Raw genomic sequence first — 19,688 nt, forward strand, 5'->3', positions numbered from 1 at the left:
GTGCGCGCGACGACGGCGCGGCGCTCTCGGATGAACCGGACGACGCTCAGGATTCCGGGACGGAGGCCCCGGCGATGCGGGCGAACACCTTGAAGAATCGCTCCGCCATGGCGATCGTCTCGGTCATGTTGTGACGGGTGAACTCGCGCACGGCGTCCTTCCCGCCGATCTGCTCGAGCAGCACCTTCACCTGATCGACCGGGTTGCCGGTCTTCTCGGTGAGCTCGTCGATCTCGTCGAGGGTGATCGACAGCGGGAGCTTCACGATCGTGCCGTCCTCGAAACGGCCGATGAAGTCCTTCCCGACGATGATGTGCTGGACGACGGGGGCGAGGCTGGCGATCGCCTTCTCCTCAGCCTCCTCCGACCAGCTGTCGAAGTCGTACTCGACGACGTCGGCGGCCGTATCGGCCTTCTTGCTCTTGGTTGCGGCCACGGTGGCCCTCCTTCGGGATTCTCGGGTTCGGGTGTGAGGCCGGCCGGGGCGACCCGATAACACCCCGGCCAGCCGTCTCGGGGGCTACGCGGCTTCGCCGGTCGCCCAGTCGGTGCCGTTCCAGTGCGCCTTCGGGCCGGAGCCGTACTCGACGTACTGGCCCGTGGCCCAGGCGGTCGTCTGGCCGAGCGATCCGAGCGCGCGCAGGTCGGCGATGCTCGACGGCGGGGTGGCGCCCGCCGGCGAGAACGTGCCCGGCGTGCCGGCGGTGACGCCGGTCACGGTGACCGCGCCGCCGGGGACCGCGGGGCCCCACTGCCAGAACGGCGACCCGTCGAAGAGGTCGTGCTCCTGCCAGGTGAAGGTCACCGCGGCGCCCTTCACAGAGCCGCGCTCGGCCTGGTCGGGCTCGACGGCGGTGATCGACGCGACGCCGACCTGGCGCTCCTCGAGGCCGCCGCGGTAGCGCAGCGACGAGAAGAGGATGAACCGGTTGTCGGGCAGCGTCGAGGACACCTTGTAGACGCCGTGCTCATCGGGCTCGACGCCCTCGATCAGGGCGACCACGGTCGGGTTGTTCTCCGCGAGTCCGATGGTGAGTCCGCGCGTGCCCTCGCCGGAGAGCTTGTAGCCGATCTGGAAGAACTCGATCGGGTCACCGGTCTCGCGGGTCGGCGTCGGGCCGCCATCCTGCTTGTACAGGCCGAGCTTCTTGAACGCGGCGGGGAGGACGAGCGGCGACGCGGCGAGCTCGGCCTCGGTGATCTTGTTCTCGGGGCTCAGCGGCGCGTACGCCGCCATGCCGGTAATCGGGACGGCGACGGCCCCGAGGTCGTTTCCCTGCTCATCAGCAGCCATGGGTGTACTCCTTCGCAAATGCGGAAGCCCCGCGACCTGCGGGGCTTCGGTGGTGGTGGGGGTGGCTCACCAGGAGCCGGCAACGACGTACTGCGCCGTCAGATAACGCCGCGCCACATCGAGGTTCTCGGGGACGGCATAGGGGCCGTTGCAGCCGCCCCACTCGACGGACGCGATCGGCGATCCGTGGACGAGGGGGAGCGCGTCGTCAAACATGAGGCCCGCGAGCCAGCGGGCGATGTCGTTCGCAGGCTTGTCGTTCGTGCGGGTGCCGGCGAGGACCGACGCGCCAAGCGAACGGTCAAACGTGGTCCAGTCGAGCCGGGTCCCGGAGTCGTCACGGATGACGATCAGCGGGCGGCGCAGCGGGAGCTCGAGGTCGGTGGGCTCCTTGTTGCCGACCTCGACAGGGATCCGCGCGGCCGCCGCCTCCCGGCGGACGTAGCCCGTCATCCAAAGCTCGAGGTCCGGGGGCGTGACCCTCATTGCTTCGCGCCCTTCACGCTCCGCGCCAGGTTCCCGGTCTTCGACTCCACGAGCAGCGCCTTCGGGTCATCGGAGACGACGCGCGTCGTGCGCCGGTACCGGGACTCGTGGTGCTCGATGTGCAAGCTGTCGCGATAGGCGCCGGTGTCGACCGGCGCGCCAGCCTTCGCCTTCGCGAGCGCGCGCTGCCCGGCGGCGTCGGTGACACGCTGCACCTTCGGCTGCCGCATCGCGGTCTCGAAGAATCGCGGGTTGAACTCGATCTCGGTGTCGCCGCTGCGTGCCATGATGCGGTCCTCTCCGGTCAGCCGACCGCGCGGGTCAGCGGGATCTCACGGGGCGGCGTCCACCCCGTGAACGGGTTCGTGTCCGCGGCAGGCGGGATCCCGTCGATCGAATAGACCTCGCCGAGCAGCTCCGTGCCGGCCGGGATACTCCGCACGCCCTCGGGCAGTGGCGGGTCGAAGGTGCCGGTGAACACCCGGTCGCCCTTCTGGACGTCGAACTCGCCCTCGCAGTAGAGCGACTTCGCCTCGAGCGCCTGCTCGCGGGTCGCGTCGGCGAGCATCGACGTCGAGGTCTGCGCGACGAACGCGCCCGGGATCGTGAGGACGTCGGCGCGATCCCAGTCACCGGCCACCTGGCCGCCGGAGTATTCGTCGTCGACGAGGCCGGCGCGGAGGCGGTAGACGGTGCTGCCGTACGGGAACTCCATGCTCAGTACCTCTCCGGCCAGATCCGCGACACCGGCCGCTCCTTCGGGAAGCTGCCGACCGACAGCCCTTGGCCGTTCGAGCTCGAGCAGAGCGCGCGCAGCGCGCGGGTCGGGTCGCCGTCGAAGGCGGACGTGATCGCGCCGTAGTCGACGGCTGACGATCCGATCCGCTGCGACTTCACGAACCGCAGCCCGCGCGCGGTGATGTCCTTGTAGACGCGGCGCAGGATCGCGAGCGCGTCCTTCTGCTCCTCGCTGCCGTCAGCGAACGAGGAGATGCAGGGGGCGATGCCGCGAGCGACGATGAGCACCTCGCGTGCGAGGTCTTCTTCGGTGCCGACCATGTCGTGCGTGATCACGTCAACGCCCCCTGTATCTCTTACTTCTTCGGCTTGCCGACGAGGCCGACAGCCTGGGCGTGCTTGACGCCCTCCTTGGTGAACTCGTCGCCGACGGGAGTCCCGCGGTAGACGTACCGCTCCCCACCAGCGGCGAGCGGGAGGACCGCGACCGGGGCGGTCACGACAAGGGCCGGCGCCTTCGGAGTGGTGGGCTTCGCCTGCGAGGGCTTCGCCGCGGCCTTGTCGGCCTCCGCCTTCTCCTCGGCAGCCTTGGCCTCGGCAGCCTTGTCGGCCTCTGCCTTCTCGGCTGCCGCCTGCTCTTCGGCCGCCTTCTCGGCGGCGCTCTGGCCGGCCATCAGAGGCCCGTCCCGACGAGCTGCGCGCCCGCGAGGGGCTCAGTCACGACCGGCACCGTGACGCGGCGCCCGCGGAGCTTGTAGCCCTCGGTGTCGTCGTCGCGGATGCTCTTGACCTCGACGCCGAAGTCACCGGCCGAGGCGTAGCCCGGGCTGTTGAGCTTCTCGTCGGCCATGCCGCCCAGCTGGTCCCGATCCACCAGGAGAGGGTTCGGGCCCTGGAAGTGCGGCGTGGTCGCCCAGGTGAGCCCGAGCGCGTCCACCGGGAGGTTGCCCTGCACCGCCGTCGCGCCGGACTCGCGGGGGAGCGCCTTGTCGTCGATCAGCATGCCGATGACCTTCGCGTACTGCGCCGGACGCAGCACGACCGTGTCGAGCTCGAGCCCGAGGCCGAGCTCCTCACGCTGGGCCTGGAGCGTGATGAGGGACTCGACCGCGGCGCCCGCCGTGTCCCAGGCGCCCGCGTTGAAGGTGCTCGAGACGCGCGACGCGATCACGGCCATCGCGACGGAATCGACGTAGCGCACGATCGAGTTGCTGACTCGGAGGATGCCGCGGTCGACCGGGGTGCGTCCCTGACGGGCGATCTTCTCGTCGGAGACGATCGTGTCCAGGCCCCACTTGTCGGTCTTCGCCGAGACGACCTCGCCCTCGTCGAGCACGACGAGCGGGAATTCGCCGAGCGGCGCGATGGACTCGGGATCGGCGCCCGCGTCGACGGGCTCGCCGGTCTCGTAGAAGATGCCCCCGCCGGTGGCGTCGAAGCGCCCCTGGAGGAGGTAGTCGGCGATGAACCGCATCTTCGTGATGTCCGCGACGCGGCGCGCGATGAGGTTCGGCCGGGACAGGAACAGGTGCAGCTGCTCCGGGGTGAGCGTCCCCGAGGGGTGGCTCACGGGGTAGGTGTAGGCCATGTCATCTCCTCTCAGATGAACAGGACGTCGATGACGTCGTTGTCGGCGGCCGCGGCCTCGAGGGCGAGGCCGATGGGGTTCTCGGTGGTGCCGAGCGTCTGCGCCTTCCCGGCCGCAGCCGAGGAGACCTTGTCGCCGGCCGCGATGGGACCGCTCGCGGTGAGCTGCTGCACACCGCCGGCGCGCGTGAACACGGTCACCCGCTCGCCGGCCTTCGCGTCGAAGCCCGCGACGCCGACCACGCTCGCGGAGTCGGCGCCCGCCGGCCCGACCGAGCGGTTGCCGGTCACCTCGACGAGGCGCCCGCCGGTGACGTCGGCCGAGGCGGTGAAGGTCACCGACTGGCCGGGCTTGAACTTGGGCAGGTAGTCAGCCATCTCAGGCCCCCTTCTCGATCGAGCCGTACACGGCGCCGTACAGGGCGTCGTCGGCGCTGGTCAGGGTGTCGGAGTGACCGACCTCCAGCACCGGAACGGCGTTCTTGGGGAAGGACTCGAGCAGCGCCGCGATGCCCTCCTCGTCCTTGTCGAGCTGCGCGCGCCAGCTGTCGCGGGCCGACGCCGCGATGCGGCCGTCGCGGAGCGCCGCGGCGACGATAGCGTCGCGCCGGGCGGACTCCTGCTCGCGGCGAGCCTGCGCGCCGAGCGCGGCGTTCTGGCGCAGCTCCTCGAGGGTGGCGGCGTCCATCACGACGGCGCCCTCGGGGATGGCGGCGGACGGCGCCGCCGGGGTCTCGGCTCGCTCCTCGAGCGCCTCGTCGAGCGCCGCGAGCAGCGTCTCGTCGGAGGCGTCGGCATCGGTCACGCCGAGCCGCTCTCGAATGCCAGCCGTCAGATCGTCGTAAGCCACGACGTTCTCCTTTCGGTTGGGGTCACCCGGCTCGGACGAGCTCGGGGGCTTGGGGGCATCCGCGCGCGCGGCGGCGCGGCGGCCGTCCGATCGCGCGAACACCGACAGGTCGAACTTCGCCTTCGCGGCCTCGGCGTCACCGACGCCCTCGATCCGGTCGGCGAGCTTCTCCGCGACCGCCTGCTCGGCGGTGAGGAACCGGTCCTTGTCCATCTCGGCGAGCCAGTGCTCGACCGGGTCGCCCGACTTCGCCGAATAGATCGACGCGATGTTCCGGTCGAAGTGGTTCTCGAGCTCGTCGGCGACCGCCCGCAGATCCGCCGCATCGCCGATGACGACGCCCCACGCGTTGTGGATGTAGAGTTGCGTGTTCTGCATCATCACGAGCTCGTCGGCCGCCGCGGCGATGAACGACGCCGACGAAGCCGCGATGCCCTCGACGACCGCGACGACGCGCGCCGGGTGGGCGCGGAGCGCGTTCATGATCGCGATGCCCTCCATCACCTCGCCGCCCGGGGAGTTGATCAGGAGCCGGATCTCGGTCGTCTCCGCCGGGAGCTCGTCGAGGACGCGCGCGAACTCCTTTGCGGAGACGCCCCACCACTCGCCCCAGCTGTCGATGGGGTCGTAGAGGCGGAGCGTCGCGACGGTCCCGTCGGAGCGCGACGTCGGCGCCTCGGCGCGGATCGGGGTGCGCTGCACGTCTCCGCGGGCAGCGTGTCGGAAGGGGTTCATGCGGCCTCCTCGGGCTCGTTGTTCGGGATCCGACTCACGTCTGGACCGTCTCCTGTCAGGTCCGCGCCGGCGAGCCGGATGAGCTCGCGTGCTTCGTCCTGCCGCAGCGGGACCTTGTCGGTCGCGAGGTACACCTTCTGCGCGATCTCCGCCGCGGCGCGTGCTCGCGCGGCGGCATCGGCGTCCGAGTCCTTTTCGCGGCCGACGGCGGGCTCCGCCTTGACGGGGGCGCCGAAGCGTTCCCGGATCCACGCCTCGAGCGGCTCGTCGGCCTCGATCGCTCCGCAGTCGATGAGGGCCCGGATCGCTTCGGCCGTGACCGGCTGCTGCTCGCCGATCGCGGCGGGCACCAGGCGCGGCGCCGGCTCCGAGGTTCCCCAGTTCAGGTCGACGAGGTCCTCGATGACGTGCTGGTTGGTCACGTCCGCGATGTGCTGGGCGACGGCGTTCAGGGAGTCCGTGAAGAAGTTCGCGAACGTCGAACCCAGCGCCCAGGACCCGGTCTCGGTGCCGAGGTTCAGGAAGTGCGCGAGGACCGCGCGAGCTATCTGCTCGTCGTAGTACCGGATCGGCTTGTCGAGGTCAGGGATCTTCCCGGTGACGCCGACGAACTGCAGCGTGGAGCCGTGCGCGAGAGATGCGCCGGCGGCGTCACCCGCGCGCGCGCCCTTCGCGATGTCCAGCCCGCGCGCGATCTCCTGATCCGCCCAGGCGACGATCTCCTCGTAGGAGGCGCCCTCGGGAGGAGCGGCCGCGGTGAACACCGGCAGGCCGAGTCCGTTCCGCTCCGCGGCGAGAGCCTGGATCCGCAGTACGCGGTCCTTGAGGATCCACATCTTGTACGCCGACCGCAGCAGCGACTCACCGATCCAGTTCGCGCCCTCGCGCTCGTTGACGAACGCGACGAGACGATCGACCGGGATCTCGACCTCGGCACGCCCATCGCGGCCGTGCTGCTTGATCGCGACGAGGCCGCCGTCCTTCGCCACCTCGACGTCGGCGATCGTCCGCGGCGGCCGCCACGCGAGCTTCCCGAGATGCGTCGCGCCCGAGCTCTGGTCGTACACCTGCTCGAAGAAGCTGTGTCCGTAGACCAGCTCGAGCAGCGCGAGCCGCAGGAACTCCTTGAATGAGAACCGGCCCTTCGTCCGCAGCGGAGCGACGAACGGCTCGCCCTTCACCGGAAGACCGAGGTCGCCAGCGACGTGGGCGACGACCTCAGGCCGGCAGCCCGTGCCGTCGATGACCCACTCTGTGCGCATGATCGGGAGCGTGACGGCGCGCAGCACCGACTTCACCTGCGGGTCCGCGCGGCGCATCCGGTCGAACACGTCGATGGAATGCGGCCACTGCAGGTCCGGGTTCTCCTCGTGCGTCTCCGCCGTGAGCTTCCCCCATCCGAGAACCCCGGCGTCCGCCTGGTATCCGATCTCAGCCAAGGCGGACCCCCTCTCAGAACCCCGCAGATCGGAGGTCCACTTCATCTCGTGCGACGCTGTCGCGGGTCAGAACCGCGGCCTTCGGTGGCGGCGGCGTTCGCTTCTTCGGTGACGCCTCGGACTTGATGACGCCCCACACGGCCCAGGTGACTGACTGAGCGTGCGAGATCGGCTTCGTCGGATCGGACGGCTCCCACGTGAACCCGGCGCGACCGATCGCACGGGTCGTCGCGAGCTCGAGCGACTTCGTGACCTCGGGCTGGTCACGGTGCAGCACGAGGCCGTCGTTCGACATCTCGATGAAGATCGAGTGCGCCGCGGCGATCTCGTCGAGATGCATCGCCAAGTACTTGATGCCGGCGCGGTCGAGATCCGCGAGGATCATCGCGGCGTTCTTCGGATCAACGACGACGAGCGCGTTCCCGAGCCCGGCCTTCAGGGCCTTCACCTCGTCGGCCACCCAGCGCACCTTGCGGTCCGTCTTGTGGTGCTCGACGGCAATGTGGTCGGAGTCGAGGCGGATAGCCTTCGAGATCGTCGCGTACCCGCCGCCCCGGCCGACCGCGATAGCGATGACACCGCCGTCGCCCTGCACCGGATAGTCGCCTGCGTGCCGCTTCCACATCTCGAGGTCGAGCTCCGAGAGCTTCTCGGCTACTTCCTCGGCGCGATTCGGCCAGACCGCGAAGCGCTCTTGCAAGAGCTCGTCCCGATCCGCAGCGCGGTCCACCTGCTCGGCGACGGTGGTCGGGTGGATCCACGTCCCCATCGCAGGGATCGACTGCTTCCACACCTCTGGATCCTCGACGTCGATCAGCTTCGCGAGCTTCGGGTCCTCAGCACCCTCCGGCGACCACTCCTGCCAGATGACGCGCGAGGCGCCGCGACGACCTCGGTCGCGCACCCCTTCAAACACCTCACCGTCGTTCTCATCGGAAGGGACGGTGCCGACGTAAATCTCCTGCCGATTCGGAATCGTTGACTGGGTGTAGGTCAGCGCTTTGCGCGCCGACACTGGGAGTTCCTGCGCCTCGTCGTACACGACGTCAGTCGCCGCGAACCCTCGGCCGGACTTCTTCGACCGCGCGACGAATCGAACACGGTCCCCGAGCAGTTGCCCACGGCGCTTCTTCAGGACGATCGCCTCTTTGCCGTTCGCAGTGTAGACGTGGTCAACAAGCGACATCAGCCGGTCGTTCGCCTCGATGATCGACGCCAACTTCTCGAATGTCTCGGTGGCCGTCTTCACCTCATGGGCCGTATGTAGCACCGTGCGCCGGCGCTTGTCCGGCAGAGGAAACAGGAACAGCCGCGCGAGATCGAATGCGACGAGCGCTTCGCTCTTTCCGTTCTGCCGCGAGACCAACAGGCCGCACTCCGATGCCGCCCACTTCCCGGCGTCATCAATGTCGTGCCATGCCCACAGGACGTACTCCTGCCAATCCTCGAGCTTCATCCCCGCAGCAGTCGCGAAGTCGACAGCGAGCTCACCCCAGGAACCGACTGATTCAGGACGACTTTCGAGGCGCGGGCGCTGGTCCCCGAGCAGCGTCTCCAAGGAAGGCAAACGGATCTCCCTCCCCGTCATCACCCGAGGCCGGCGCGGAGCCGCTCACCTTGACTAGCTCCTCAACGAGCTCGGAGTGTCGTTTCGACAGCTGCACGATCTTCAGCGGATCCGCCTCGGCGATCGCCTCCATCGCCCGCTTCACGAGCGCCATATTCGCGAGCAACTCGGCACGCGCATCCACGTCACCCTTCGGCTCCTCGGGGAACTCGACTGCGCCGCCAGGAAGCGCCACCACTGGCCGCGGATCCGCTTCGTCTGATGCACGACCCGAACGTCTCCGAGAAGCGTCACGCATCGCCTTCATGCAGGCAGCGTCGACCGGCTCGCCCTTGCGCTTGTGCCGCTTGTAGGCCGACTCAGTACCGCACGGAGCAGGAGGACGAGGCACTTCGACCTCCTATCCGATTACGAACCCAATGCGAATGCGAAAAGCGCCGAAATATCCGGGAGAGAGACGCGCCAAGGCCGCGCGGGAAGCTGGCAGGGGGAGGGCGAGCCTGGATTTTATTCGGGGGTCATGGCTGGGGTGGTCGGGGACCGTGTACGGTCTGGCTATGGAAAGTTCTCCGCTGTCGCTCGTTGAGCTTCGTCCGCGTAAGAAGCGCGTGTATTGGTATGTGTTTGAGGCATCTAGTGAGTTCGAGAAGCCTTGGTGGCAACGGGAGGACTTTGTCTCGGAGGCAGACCACTGGGTATCGGTCCAGCGCGATGGCTCGGAAGTGGGGCGCTGTAAGTTCACCCTCAATGAAGGATTCATGTCCCATCCGCTGCTGGGTGATATGCCCCATGGGCAGCTTGACATCCTTGCGCTTGAGGTGGCGCTGTCGGTGCGCGGGAGAGGTGTGGGGAGCGCCATAGTCGCGATGATCCGTGAGGTATATCCGCTGCCCAGATTGACGGCGCTGAATGACAGTGAAGAATCCAGAGGGTTCTGGGACAGTCTGGGATGGGTGCGCCACGAGCATCCGAATCCTCTTTTTCGCACCGAGAGGGTTACATACTCGGAGCACTAACCGTGCAAGGAGGCGTTGCTAAGTACGTCACGTGGCCTCCCATATCTCGACCTGGGCGGCGTCGCCCTTCATCGTGTTGCAGCGTCGGTGGAACGGGTGAAGGTCCTGCCGGACGAGGTGGCCGCCGTTCCCGAGCGCGGTCGGGTGGTCCGCGGTGAACGACATCGGGTCGGTATGGGGGAGCGTCGTGTCGATGGGGTCGCCGCAGCCGTAGTCGCTGCCCCATCCGCAGGGTAGGCCCTCTCGGGCGGTGCGTCGCTTGAGGGCGGCCTGCTTGCGGCGGTACGCGCGGTGGCCGGCGCCGTTGCGGATATGCTGCGTGCCCACCGTCTCTCCTCCCGGGAACGACGAAGCCCCGGAGCTGTTGGGCTCCGGGGCTCTGCAGGTGCGGGTCGTGGGGCGGCTACTGCTTCTCGAGTTCGACGGTGACGGTGGTGCCCATCGCCGTGACCTCGTAGCTGATGACGCCGTCGGCGTAGGTGAAATCCTTGGTGTCGTCGGTGGATGCCATCATAGCGGTGTCAGTCGCGGCCGCGTCGCGGGTAGATGTCCAGGTCCATGTGTCGCCGGCTTCAGTAGGGGCGGTGTAGGTGCCGACCCAGTAGATCGAGGTGCTGTCGTTCTCCTCGTTCACCCAGTCGATCGAGATCGTTTCCGCGGTGATGGTCGCCTGCTGGTAGTTCGTCGGCGAGTTGGAGTTGGTTTGCTTCCAGGAGCCGGTGAGGTCGGCGGGGGTCGCTGGTTCCTCGGCGGTGGTCTCCTCGGCGGCGGGTGCGGCGTCGGTGCCGGTGTCAGAGGAGGAGCAGCCGGTGAAGGCGAGGAGGGTGATTGCGGCGATCGGGAGGAGCTTCTTCATGCTCTCACCATAGCCGAGGGTGTGCGCGGGCTGTGGGCGCCCTTGCCCGACGCACACCGTCGACGTTCGGCAGGAATGAGAAAGGGCCGGGGGCGCATGTTCTGCGTTCCCGGCCCACTTGCTCAACACTCAAGGTAGGGGGTGACACTAGGGGGCGGTCAAGCTCTGGTGTCTGTCGGCGTGTCGCGCATGATTCTGCGCATCTTGGCCTGGTGTGCTGGCCACGATTGGAGGTTCTTCCGGTACCAGGCGTACAGGACGACCTCGTGGACGATCTTGCGGCCGCGGTCGTCGATTCGCATTGGCATGCCGCGGCGGCGCCACCGCTGCAGCGCCCGCCTGGAGCGGCCGACCTTCGCGGCGGCTTCGCGATAGGTCAGCCACTCGCTCACGGGAACATCTCCTCGAAGGCCCAACGGTCGCGGCATTCCTCGCAGCGCACGATCAGGTGGTCACCGGCGACGGCGAGGTGCAGTCCGCGCTCCCCGCAGGTCGGGCACGGGCGGTTCAGGTAGCGGCGCGCCGGAGGTGGGGTGTTCGGGTAGCGGTTGCGCATCTTGCGGACGAGGGCGGCGGTCTGGTCGGGGGCGTCGTTGAAGGCGCCGTCGTGGGCGATCTGGTGCGCGCAGGCCTTGAGATAGCGGGCGACGTCCTGCCCTGCGGTGAACGCCTCCCTGGGTGTGCAGGACGGCAGCGCCCAGGGTCCGAGCCTTCCCGAGCGTACGAACTCGCGTACGGGCCGGGGAGCGGGGTTCTGGGTGCGCTCCTCGACCTCGCGGGCGAACTCGACCAGGGCCGACCAGAGCTCGTCCGCGTCGTCGGCGGCGTCTACGCGGTAGGGGAGCGTCGCGCGCTCCTTCGAGCCGGTGATCCTCCCGGTGCGCATGTCCTGCGCGCCCAGTACGGACTCGGCGTCCTCGCGCATGCGCCTGAGCAAGGAAGGTACCTCGTCGAAGGTGAGCTCTAGCCAGGTCGCACGGGACTGCTCAGCGATAGTCATCTTTGCCTCCAGGTAGAGTTCGATCATGAGTTCGAAGAATCGCATCGCCCTGACTTTTGTCTTGTTCGGGATGACTTCTCTCGCAGCATGTGCTCCATCCGGTCCCGTGGCGATAAGCAAGCCTGCTGTTGTCGTCAGCGAGGCTTGCGCGAGCGCATTCGACACCGCGAGCGAGGCGATCAACTACCTCTACACGCACCACCCCTTCTACGGACCCGAGTACGACATGCTGTACTCCGACGGTGAGGTTACGAGCGAGGAGCAAGCCACGCTTGATGCGATGCAATTGGATGAGATCGCCCAATACGAGGCCGCGGTTGATCCCACCTACGATGCCTGCCACGGAGTAGAGGAGTTCTACCTGGCGGCGTACCAACACCGAGATGACGCTGATTGGTCCCTCAAGGAATCGGAGCACCTTCAGATAGAAGATCAGAAGAAGTGGTTCCTCTCGTCTTACTGCAGAGGGAAGGAAGCTCGTCCGGCGTGTTCCGACTTCGTCGCTGATGACTGGGAATGAAACCTGTCTCATCGCTCCTCAACTCCTACCGGTAGCGCAGCGCGCCACCTTCGTTTCGTCTCGGTCGGGGCTACGACTTCACGAGGCCGCCCCGTGCGCCCCCACTCCCCGCCGCCGGCGAGTCCGTCGTCGTGCCACCCGGCTGCGCGGAGCGACCCACCCGGCTCGGTGGCGAGTGTGTAGGTGATGATCTTGTGCGGCTCGTAGCCGAGCGCGATCCCGGCCCTGCGGAGCGCGCCGTAGATCATGCTGCATGCGTTCCGGGTGCCGTCTGTGCAGACCCGAACGACCTCAAGGTGCTGGTCCTGATCGAGCACCCGAGACACTGGCCGCCCCGCGATCCCGACCCCGCGGATCCGTCCCGCCTCGTCGACGACGCGCACGCTGAACTTGTGCCCGCGGCTCGCCTTGTGGTGGCGGTGATGCTGCTCGACGTACGCGTTCGCTGCCTTCAGCGTGATCGGTTCAATCTTCAGCATCGGCTCCTCCTTCCGGTCTGGGTGATGGTGATGCGCGCCGCGAGGACTCGGTACACGCTGTGATTCGTGCGATGGTCAGCATCAGCACAGAGATGCGCCGACCAGCCCGTGACGGTCTGACGCGGATGCTGAACGCGAGGCTTCGGTAGGAGCTGAGCGCCGGACGCTGCCTCGACCGCTATCGGGGCGCTCACATCGCACCGCCATCGATCATCGGCTTGCCGACCGCCGGGGTACGCTTCTCTCTCATGGACTGCGACACGAACGGCATCGCCTGCGCTATCGACCAGTTGTCCGCCCGCATGAACGAACCGTCGGCGATCGAGTGGCTCGCGCTCGTGGTATCGGCATGTGCCGCGATCGGGACGCTCTGGATCGCATGGCTCAACCTGCGGCTGCTACGCAGGCAGAACGACTTCGAGGCAGAAATCATCGAGGAGAAGTACCGAGCACTGCGACGCCGATATGCTTCGATACTTCGCGTCCACGTCGCCAATGTTCTGTACGACAGTAACGCTCTTCGGTCATTCGATAGCGAAGAAGAGTCCGTTGTTTTCGAGCAGTTGGAAGAGCTACGCGATGAACTCGGTCCGAGAGGGCTCCCACTCCCACGCGCCTGGGCAGTGCTCGAAGCTTCCACCGTCGACGCAACTGAGTATGCAGATGTGGAGAAAACGATTGAGCGGGTGCGGGAGATTCTGAATCGTTGGGTAAACGATCCGAAGAGCGTTGCCGCCGAAATCACGGTCCCACCCGACTCGGGCGTTGAACCGCGAGACTGAACGTTCACTTCACAACTCTTTCGTCCGCGCGGAACGCAACCCAGAAGTTCCCGCAGTCGGCTCGATGACGTGGTCACAGCAAACCCGCCTCTCGCAACTTCGCCTCAGCGAGCGAGACCCGCTGGAACAGCTCCGTGTCGCCGCCGAGATCAGGATGCGACTTGCGCTGACCCAGGCGCAGGAGTCCGCGCGCCTGCTCATGGTCACCCGCGCGGTACTCGTACCCGTAGGTGTCTGCCAGCCACTCATGTGCAGCACTCCACGAGGAGAAGCTCGCCGGTACCGCGGTTGCCTCGAGTTCGAGGAACCCGCGGTACTGCTCGCCGTGCCGGGTCACTCCGTATCGGTCGACTTTCCGCAGCGCCTCGAGCGCGAGTGCGATTGCGCGTAGGTTGTCCTGCCACGTCGTGAACGTGTCGCACGGGTAGGAGAGGTGCCCGTGCCGGGAGTCGAGCGAGAAGATCACGCCCGGGTGCTCGGCGCGCGCATTCGCGTACGGCTTCCCGTCGCGGCGGAATGCCCCGGCCGGGATCGCGATCAGGAGCTCGGCAGAGTCCTGCTGCGCGCGGGTATCGACGAGGTTGTAGATCTCGCGGTCGAGGATGCGCAGGGTATCGGTGAGCCCGGCACTGAACGGCGCGGGGCGCCGCTGCGTGCTCAGGGTGCCCGGCCATTCGCGGAGGGGTCCGGTGCGAAGGGTGTCCGGCCAGGCGCTCACAGCACGACCTCCCCAGCCTCGGTGCGGATCTGGTACTCGCTGAGGCGGGCGTGCCGCTCGTGCATGTCCTCGTCGATCGCCGCCTCCGCGGCGTCGGCCTGCTCGCGGAGCTCGGCCGCCAGGGCGCGCGCCTGCGCGGGGGAGTAGTCCTGCCGCTTCCGGCGCTGCCGGAGCTCGACGCGGTACTCGTCGGTGAACCCGACGGTCGCGAGCTCGACGGTGCGGCTCTCCTGGATGCTCATGGTGTCCGCCTCCTAGAACGTCTGCTCGTCGTCGAAGCCGCCCGCGGCGGGCGTACCCCACGCCGGCTGACCCTGCGGGGCGCCGAAGCCGCCGCCCTCGGTGCTCCCGTAGGTCGGCTGCTGGCCGACGCCGGACGGCGCGTACCCTCCGCCAGCGGGGCCCCCGGACCCGGCGCGCGCGACCGACGCCGTCGCAAAGCGCAGCGAAGGGCCGACCTCCTCGACCTCGAGATCGAGGGACGTGCGCTGCTGGCCCTGGTTGTCGGTGTAGGAGCGCTGCGAGAGTAGCCCCTGCACGATGACGCGCATGCCCTTCGTTAGCGACGAGGCGATGTTCTCGGCGTAGTCGCCGTACGCGCGGCACCCGACCCAGAGGGCCTCGCCGTCGACCCAGTCGCCGGACTGGCGGTCCTTCACGCGGGGCGTGGAAGCGATGCGGAATGTCACCCAGGGCTTCCCTGCCTGGCTGACACGCTGCTCGGGGTCCGCGACGACGTTCCCGATGATGGTGATGAGCGGCTCTCCGGCCATGATCTATACCTCTCCCGGCTCGAGGAGAGCCGTGGTCTCGTGTTCCTTCTGGACGATGCGTGCGAACTGGCCCTCGAAGCGGAGCGTTCGCGTCCCGGTGTCTCCCTGCCGGTTCTTCGCGGTGATGAAGTCGACGTCGGACGTCTTGACGACGCGGCCGCCGACCTTCTTCTCGCCGCGGTGCATGAGCACGACGGCGTCGGATGCGTGTTCAAGGCCCGCCGAGCCGCGCAGGTCCGAGAGGATCGGGCGCGGGTTGGGCCGGTTGGTCATGTTGCGGTTGAGCTGCTCGAGGATGAGGACAGAGCAGCCGAGCTCCTTGGCGAGCTGCTTCCCGCCGTTCGCCCAGTCCTCGAGATCCTGCTGCCGGGACGCTGACGACGGCGGCGACTTCACGAGGCCCAGGTAGTCGATCACCAGGAGCCCGAGGTCGCCCTTCCGGTGCAGGGCGCGGGCGAAGCCGACGATGTCCTCCCAGCGGGCGCCGGGCCGGTCGTACACCTCGAGGGGGAGGGCCTGCACCGCGGCCTCCGCCTCCCGCACCGACGCCCAGCCCTGCTCGGTGAGCTGATGATTCTGCAGGGCGGACTGGTGGATGCCGCGCATCATCGAGATCAGCCGCTTCAAGAGGTCCTTCTCGGTCATCTCGAGCGACACGTAGCCGACCCGCTTCCCGAGCTCGGCGATGTGAAGCGCGAGCTGCAGACCGAAGATCGACTTCCCGCCGCCCGAGCGCGCCGCGACCGTGTAGAGGCTGCCCGGCCGGATCCCGCCGATCATCGCGTTCAGCGACGGCCACGGCGTCGGGGTGAACGGCGCCCGCGTGCGCATCTCCTCGACGAGCTCGTCGAACACCGACCCGATGGGGCGGGACTGTCGGAGAGTCCCGCCCCGCAGCTCGTCGATGATGCCGGCCGCGCGCTCGACGATGTCACCGTCGTTGTCACCGGCCGCTGCGAGCTGCTGTACCGCGAGCGCGGCCTCGGCGAGCTTGCGGCGCTCGCCGTGCCGGCGCACGATCTCCGCGTACTGCGGCGCCTGGATGCCGTACGCGCCGAGCCCGTTCAGTTCGTGCGGGTAGCTGGGCGGGATCTCGTGCGTGCGGCCCGCCGCTATGACGCGGTCGTTCACGGTGATCGGGGACACGATGCCCCCGCGGTCCGCGACGTCGCACATCACCTCGTAGACGGCCGCGTTCCGCGGGACCGCGAAGTCGGTCGCGCGGACCACCTGCCGCACCTGCCAGATCCGCGACGGCTCCGCGAAGATCGCGCAGAGGAGGAAGCCCTCCGTGGCGGGGTCGTACTGGATCTCGGTCACGCGAGCTCTCCGTCCTCGAGGATCTGCACGATGTCGCCCGGAGTGATCCACCGGTGCCGGTTCGGGCCGAGGAAGTACGCCGACACCGCGGCGCGCGCGTCTTCCATCGCGATCCGGTACGGGCCGAGCGCGTCAAGCCATGCTTGCGCCTCGTGCTCGCCGCGCTCGCGATTGTCGAGAGCCGCGACGTACGCGAGCAGGTTGAACGCGTCGATCCGAGTCGCGATCCGTGGACGGCGATCTGCGGCCTCAGAATCGGCAAGGACGACCGACTGGCCGACGCGCTCCTGATCGCCCGCGGTGCGCCCCATTGCGGCGCGCTCCGCCTGGGTCATGCCCTCACGCTCCGAGCGCACGATGCACCTCCCCGGCCTGCATCGCTCGAGCACGCTCGGCCATGCGCTCCACCGCGGTCCCGCCTCCGGCACCCGAGCGCTGCGGCAGCGGCCCGTTCTCCCACGCCTCAGCGTTCAGCCATGACGCGGGGTACTTCGTGAACGCCTGAACCCGGTTCGGATCATCGCGGTAGGCGATCGCCGCAGCAGCGAGCACCTCGGCCGTCGTCTTCTTCAGAGCGGCCTTGTAGGCGGTCCGGGCCCGGCCCTTGTCCTTCTTCAGGGGATAGAGTTGCCACCACTCGTCGAAGGAGTGCGCACTCTGCGCATGCGCAGATGCGCATGTATCTACCTCAGAACTATCTACCTCTATAGAGAGGTACGAATGCTCGCTGGTGCCGGTTGCCCTGTCGTGAGGTGCCGGTTGCCCAGCACCCCTACCGGCACCTGATGCCGGAAGCTCTTCGTCGGTGCGCAGCGGCCGATCCATCAGGCGATACCCGTCCGGGAGGCGTCCGTTTCCTGCGCCTCCTCGCCGCACGCGTTCGACGACGCCGAGCGCTTCGAGCTCGGCGAGCGCATCCCGCACCTTCCGCTCCGAACACCGGGCCTCATCGGCCAGCGTGGCCTGTGACGGGTAGTTCCCTCGGAGACCTGCCCGCGTGGCCAGGGCGCCGAACACCATCACGGCGTACAGCGACACTCGCTCGTGCTCGCGGAACATCCACGTGGGGATCGCGGCGAATCCTTCAGCCATCTCTCTCAACTCCTTCCTGTTACTGCTGGACGGACGTGCTTGCCGCCTTCGTCGTCGAGCCACCACGACCGGCCACCGAGATCCACGAACGGGACCTCGGACTCGTGCCGGCGCTCGTGCCGGGAGATCGCCCACCCGTCCGGCGGGTTCCCCTGGTGTGCCTTCCCGTGGCAGCCGGTGTGGTTCCCCGACCCGCAGAGCGCGAGCAGGTTCGCGAGGTTGTGGCGCCCGCCTCGGCCGAGGAATCGCCGGTGGTGGATGTTCGTCGCCGGCCGCCCGCACCCGGCCTCGCACATGCCGCCGGAGCGGTCCTCGAGCTTCTCGACCGTGGCCGCCGGCATAGGCCCGCTCTTCCGATTGCTCATCCGTACACGCTCGACTTCTGCACACGGAACTCGTGGACCCCGGACCAGACCACGCGTGGGTAAGCGTGGAGCGACTCGAGGACGAGCATCCCCGTCTTCGCGTTCCGCTCCTCCACCCGGTACGCCTTCGGCTCGCCGTCCACGCGGACGATGTCGCCGACATGGATCTCCTGCAGCGTCACAGCGTCACCCCGAACTTCTCGGCTGCGAGTTCCGCGATTCCATCGCCGGCCAGCTCGAACCGCTCCCGGCCGAGCCGCACGACCTCGAGCAGCACGCCCTTGATGAGGTGCTGCCTCGTCTCGTCGAGCTCCCGCTCCTTCTCCTCGAGCCGGCGCCCGAGGTCCGCGGCCTCGGCCCGAGCTTCGTCACGTTCGGCGACGAGGCCCGCGTGCCGCGAGACGTCCGACCAGTCGGGCTCCTCGCCGAGGTCTGCGAACGCTTCCTCGCAGTGGCGGGTGAGGGCGTTCGTCACGTCCATGGCGCCGCGCGCGTACCCCGTGGCGAACTGATGCAGCCGCTCGGCGCCCGCCCGCATCTTCTCGTTGTCGTTCATGTCTGTCATGCCCTCCTCGGGTTCGATGCGAGCTGGTAGGTGGCGAGCACGAGCTTCGACTGCGTCTGCAAGCTCGACTTCCGCGAGTCGACGAGGTCAGCGAGGCCCTTCGCGTACCGGTAGGCGATCTGCGCGGCCGCCTCCTCCGCCCGCTCCTGCTCGGTGGCGAGGTCCACGGCGGCCGCACGCTCCGCGGCGTTCTTGCCCTCCGCGGCGACCTGCGCCTTGGACCGGGCGCGCAGCAGCACCTCGGCCGCGTCGGCGCGCACCTTGTCGGCCTCCTTCACGATCCACAGCGCCTTGTTCGCGACCGACTCGACGAGCTCGAGCTGGTTCGCGATCTCGTCGGGGGTGCGGACCTCGCCCGGGGCGGGCGGCTCGATCGCGATCTCCTTCCGCATCTTCGCCACCCACCCCTCGACCTCGGCGGCGGTGTGCGGGGTCGGCGCGTTCATGCCCGCTCCTGCAGGCGCGCCTTGCGGCGCTGGATCATCGCACTCAGCGGCGTCCCGATCGCGTCCACCGGCTCCGAGAGCACCTGCTCCCGCTGCGCGTCCTCCCAGACCGAGCGCAGCTCGTCCACACTGGCGGCATCCGCGATCCGAGAGGCCCAGGCCTCGACATCGAACGACGGCGCCGGGTTCTCCCCGACGAGCTCGCCCTCGACCGTCTCCGGCTCGGGCTCCGGGGCGGGCTGCGGCGGAACGCTCTGAGCGCGCGGGCCGTTGTCGGCCTGCGCCATTTCGTCCGCCGTGTACAGGCCCGAGAAGTCCTGCGGGTACGCCTTCCTGAGCGCGAGCGCCTCGGCGACCTTCGACGTCATCAGCGCCGGCATCTTGCCCCACTGACCGGTCGGGCGGCCGTCCTTCAGAGGGACGTACTCGTCGTACCGCGCGACGGCGGTGACGGGCTTCACGAAACCCTCGAGGTAGAGCGTGATGCGGGCGGCGGCCGGCGGCTCGTTCTCGAGCCATACGTCCCGCCAGACGCCGTCCTTCCCGCACCAGTGCTCCTCCATCCCGCGGAAGGTGTTCTTGCGATCCCGGATCACCCGGAACCCGTCGATCGACGTCTGGATCGTGTACTTCGTCACCCACTGCCCGTTTACCTTGCTCCGGCGGGCGATCATGTAGATCTGCCGAGCGAACGGGTCCAGGCCCGACCGCTTCGCCTGGTGGAAGAACGCCTCGATGTCACCCCGAGGCGCATCCCCGAGGCCCATCTGCACGAGGGCCGCCTGCTGCGCATCGTTGAAGAACGTCTGCTCCGACGCGATGACGAGGTTCGTGCTCGTCTCGCGTTCTGTGACTGCTGCACTCATTACTTTTGCTCCTTGACGCCGTGTCGAATAGATGCCGCGTGACGTGCTCGCTCGGAACGCACGGCTGGGTCGAGGTGTGCATACGCACCTGCCCCTGTTGGACGGACCTTGTCGAGCTGCTCGCGGCGAGCTGCTCGACCCGGTTCCGTGAGTTCGGTTGTTCCGCCCGCATTACGCCAAGCCCGTGCTCCGGC

32 protein-coding genes are annotated in these 19,688 nt (G+C 68.2%); 3 read left to right on the forward strand and 29 right to left on the reverse strand.

Annotated elements, in window-relative coordinates:
- Positions 1-46: 46 nt before the first annotated feature.
- From B4915_RS08545 to B4915_RS08605, 13 genes are all read right to left on the reverse strand, one after another.
- Positions 47-436 (reverse strand): hypothetical protein, encoded by a 390-nt coding sequence (locus B4915_RS08545; RefSeq protein WP_105805378.1) that lies wholly within the window; start codon positions 434-436, stop codon positions 47-49.
- An 84-nt stretch (positions 437-520) separates the two neighbouring features.
- Positions 521-1,294, reverse strand: a complete 774-nt coding sequence (locus tag B4915_RS08550; RefSeq protein WP_105805379.1) for a hypothetical protein — start codon at positions 1,292-1,294, stop codon at positions 521-523.
- Positions 1,295-1,360: 66 nt separating this feature from the next.
- Positions 1,361-1,780 carry a hypothetical protein gene (locus B4915_RS08555; RefSeq protein ID WP_105805380.1) on the reverse strand — a complete coding sequence of 140 codons (420 nt, stop codon included), beginning with the start codon at positions 1,778-1,780 and terminating at the stop codon, positions 1,361-1,363.
- Positions 1,777-2,067, reverse strand: coding sequence for an HK97 gp10 family phage protein (locus tag B4915_RS08560; protein WP_105805381.1), 291 nt, complete (start codon positions 2,065-2,067; stop codon positions 1,777-1,779). Before B4915_RS08560 ends, B4915_RS08555 begins: the two co-directional genes overlap by 4 nt.
- A gap of 17 nt (positions 2,068-2,084) precedes the next feature.
- Positions 2,085-2,495 (reverse strand): hypothetical protein, encoded by a 411-nt coding sequence (locus tag B4915_RS08565; RefSeq protein WP_105805382.1) that lies wholly within the window; start codon positions 2,493-2,495, stop codon positions 2,085-2,087.
- A 2-nt stretch (positions 2,496-2,497) separates the two neighbouring features.
- The gene (locus B4915_RS08570) at positions 2,498-2,854 is read right to left on the reverse strand and encodes a hypothetical protein (RefSeq protein ID WP_105805383.1); all 357 of its coding nucleotides are present in this window, start codon (positions 2,852-2,854) and stop codon (positions 2,498-2,500) included.
- A 20-nt stretch (positions 2,855-2,874) separates the two neighbouring features.
- A complete protein-coding gene (locus B4915_RS14670; RefSeq protein WP_181158507.1) occupies positions 2,875-3,192 on the reverse strand; it encodes a hypothetical protein in 318 nt (105 codons plus the stop codon).
- Positions 3,192-4,106 (reverse strand): phage major capsid protein, encoded by a 915-nt coding sequence (locus tag B4915_RS08580; RefSeq protein WP_181158508.1) that lies wholly within the window; start codon positions 4,104-4,106, stop codon positions 3,192-3,194. The genes B4915_RS14670 and B4915_RS08580 overlap by 1 nt, the downstream gene beginning before the upstream one ends.
- Positions 4,107-4,117: 11 nt before the next feature.
- Positions 4,118-4,483 carry a DUF2190 family protein gene (locus B4915_RS08585; RefSeq protein ID WP_105805384.1) on the reverse strand — a complete coding sequence of 122 codons (366 nt, stop codon included), beginning with the start codon at positions 4,481-4,483 and terminating at the stop codon, positions 4,118-4,120.
- Position 4,484: 1 nt separating this feature from the next.
- On the reverse strand, positions 4,485-5,690 hold the full coding sequence (locus tag B4915_RS08590; RefSeq protein WP_105805385.1) for a head maturation protease, ClpP-related: 1,206 nt from the start codon (positions 5,688-5,690) through the stop codon (positions 4,485-4,487).
- Complete coding sequence (locus B4915_RS08595; RefSeq protein ID WP_105805386.1) at positions 5,687-7,129, reverse strand: phage portal protein family protein; 1,443 nt, start codon at positions 7,127-7,129, stop codon at positions 5,687-5,689. The genes B4915_RS08590 and B4915_RS08595 overlap by 4 nt, the downstream gene beginning before the upstream one ends.
- 13 nt (positions 7,130-7,142) lie before the next feature.
- Positions 7,143-8,585, reverse strand: coding sequence for a hypothetical protein (locus tag B4915_RS08600; RefSeq protein WP_105805387.1), 1,443 nt, complete (start codon positions 8,583-8,585; stop codon positions 7,143-7,145).
- A gap of 52 nt (positions 8,586-8,637) precedes the next feature.
- Positions 8,638-8,934 (reverse strand): hypothetical protein, encoded by a 297-nt coding sequence (locus B4915_RS08605; protein ID WP_105805388.1) that lies wholly within the window; start codon positions 8,932-8,934, stop codon positions 8,638-8,640.
- Between the two features lie 319 nt (positions 8,935-9,253).
- Here B4915_RS08605 and B4915_RS08610 point away from each other — a divergent pair, with 319 nt between their 5' ends.
- On the forward strand, positions 9,254-9,712 hold the full coding sequence (locus tag B4915_RS08610; protein WP_146120049.1) for a hypothetical protein: 459 nt from the start codon (positions 9,254-9,256) through the stop codon (positions 9,710-9,712).
- A gap of 27 nt (positions 9,713-9,739) precedes the next feature.
- On the opposite strand, the gene B4915_RS08615 is transcribed toward B4915_RS08610, so the two are convergent.
- The 4 genes from B4915_RS08615 to B4915_RS08630 form a co-directional block, all read right to left on the reverse strand.
- A complete protein-coding gene (locus tag B4915_RS08615; RefSeq protein WP_105805390.1) occupies positions 9,740-10,039 on the reverse strand; it encodes an HNH endonuclease in 300 nt (99 codons plus the stop codon).
- Positions 10,040-10,115: 76 nt separating this feature from the next.
- Positions 10,116-10,568 (reverse strand): hypothetical protein, encoded by a 453-nt coding sequence (locus tag B4915_RS08620; RefSeq protein ID WP_105805391.1) that lies wholly within the window; start codon positions 10,566-10,568, stop codon positions 10,116-10,118.
- Positions 10,569-10,726: 158 nt separating this feature from the next.
- Complete coding sequence (locus tag B4915_RS08625) at positions 10,727-10,960, reverse strand: hypothetical protein (protein WP_105805392.1); 234 nt, start codon at positions 10,958-10,960, stop codon at positions 10,727-10,729.
- Entirely contained in the window at positions 10,957-11,613 is a 657-nt protein-coding gene (locus tag B4915_RS08630) for a hypothetical protein (RefSeq protein ID WP_105805393.1), read from the reverse strand. The genes B4915_RS08625 and B4915_RS08630 overlap by 4 nt, the downstream gene beginning before the upstream one ends.
- Between B4915_RS08630 and B4915_RS08635 the strand changes: the two genes are divergently transcribed.
- Positions 11,594-12,088, forward strand: a complete 495-nt coding sequence (locus B4915_RS08635) for a hypothetical protein (RefSeq protein WP_146120050.1) — start codon at positions 11,594-11,596, stop codon at positions 12,086-12,088. The two genes, B4915_RS08630 and B4915_RS08635, sit on opposite strands and share 20 nt — an antisense overlap.
- A gap of 8 nt (positions 12,089-12,096) precedes the next feature.
- Here B4915_RS08635 and B4915_RS08640 read toward each other — a convergent pair whose 3' ends face one another.
- The gene (locus B4915_RS08640) at positions 12,097-12,567 is read right to left on the reverse strand and encodes an XF1762 family protein (RefSeq protein ID WP_105805395.1); all 471 of its coding nucleotides are present in this window, start codon (positions 12,565-12,567) and stop codon (positions 12,097-12,099) included.
- Between the two features lie 248 nt (positions 12,568-12,815).
- Between B4915_RS08640 and B4915_RS14435 the strand changes: the two genes are divergently transcribed.
- Complete coding sequence (locus tag B4915_RS14435) at positions 12,816-13,349, forward strand: hypothetical protein (RefSeq protein WP_146120051.1); 534 nt, start codon at positions 12,816-12,818, stop codon at positions 13,347-13,349.
- A gap of 73 nt (positions 13,350-13,422) precedes the next feature.
- Here B4915_RS14435 and B4915_RS08650 read toward each other — a convergent pair whose 3' ends face one another.
- The 11 genes from B4915_RS08650 to bet are packed head-to-tail and all read right to left on the reverse strand — an operon-like array spanning position 13,423 to position 19,494.
- Positions 13,423-14,067 (reverse strand): molecular chaperone DnaJ, encoded by a 645-nt coding sequence (locus B4915_RS08650; protein WP_105805397.1) that lies wholly within the window; start codon positions 14,065-14,067, stop codon positions 13,423-13,425.
- On the reverse strand, positions 14,064-14,309 hold the full coding sequence (locus B4915_RS08655) for a hypothetical protein (RefSeq protein WP_105805398.1): 246 nt from the start codon (positions 14,307-14,309) through the stop codon (positions 14,064-14,066). The genes B4915_RS08650 and B4915_RS08655 overlap by 4 nt, the downstream gene beginning before the upstream one ends.
- Positions 14,310-14,321: 12 nt before the next feature.
- Complete coding sequence (ssb, locus tag B4915_RS08660; RefSeq protein WP_105805399.1) at positions 14,322-14,840, reverse strand: single-stranded DNA-binding protein; 519 nt, start codon at positions 14,838-14,840, stop codon at positions 14,322-14,324.
- A 3-nt stretch (positions 14,841-14,843) separates the two neighbouring features.
- Complete coding sequence (locus B4915_RS08665) at positions 14,844-16,160, reverse strand: replicative DNA helicase (RefSeq protein WP_181158509.1); 1,317 nt, start codon at positions 16,158-16,160, stop codon at positions 14,844-14,846.
- Positions 16,157-16,495 (reverse strand): hypothetical protein, encoded by a 339-nt coding sequence (locus tag B4915_RS08670; protein WP_146120052.1) that lies wholly within the window; start codon positions 16,493-16,495, stop codon positions 16,157-16,159. Before B4915_RS08670 ends, B4915_RS08665 begins: the two co-directional genes overlap by 4 nt.
- Positions 16,496-16,499: 4 nt before the next feature.
- On the reverse strand, positions 16,500-17,252 hold the full coding sequence (locus tag B4915_RS14440; protein ID WP_146120053.1) for a helix-turn-helix domain-containing protein: 753 nt from the start codon (positions 17,250-17,252) through the stop codon (positions 16,500-16,502).
- Between the two features lie 5 nt (positions 17,253-17,257).
- On the reverse strand, positions 17,258-17,617 hold the full coding sequence (locus B4915_RS08680) for an HNH endonuclease (RefSeq protein WP_146120054.1): 360 nt from the start codon (positions 17,615-17,617) through the stop codon (positions 17,258-17,260).
- Positions 17,614-17,799 carry a hypothetical protein gene (locus B4915_RS08685; protein ID WP_105805404.1) on the reverse strand — a complete coding sequence of 62 codons (186 nt, stop codon included), beginning with the start codon at positions 17,797-17,799 and terminating at the stop codon, positions 17,614-17,616. Before B4915_RS08685 ends, B4915_RS08680 begins: the two co-directional genes overlap by 4 nt.
- Complete coding sequence (locus tag B4915_RS08690; protein WP_181158510.1) at positions 17,796-18,182, reverse strand: hypothetical protein; 387 nt, start codon at positions 18,180-18,182, stop codon at positions 17,796-17,798. The genes B4915_RS08685 and B4915_RS08690 overlap by 4 nt, the downstream gene beginning before the upstream one ends.
- Entirely contained in the window at positions 18,179-18,628 is a 450-nt protein-coding gene (locus tag B4915_RS08695) for a hypothetical protein (RefSeq protein WP_105805406.1), read from the reverse strand. The genes B4915_RS08690 and B4915_RS08695 overlap by 4 nt, the downstream gene beginning before the upstream one ends.
- On the reverse strand, positions 18,625-19,494 hold the full coding sequence (gene bet / locus B4915_RS08700) for a phage recombination protein Bet (protein WP_105805407.1): 870 nt from the start codon (positions 19,492-19,494) through the stop codon (positions 18,625-18,627). The genes B4915_RS08695 and bet overlap by 4 nt, the downstream gene beginning before the upstream one ends.
- Positions 19,495-19,688: the final 194 nt, after the last annotated feature.

Origin of the sequence: Leucobacter massiliensis (assembly GCF_002982315.1) — a bacterium.
Taxonomy (GTDB): Bacteria; Actinomycetota; Actinomycetes; order Actinomycetales; family Microbacteriaceae; genus Leucobacter; species Leucobacter massiliensis.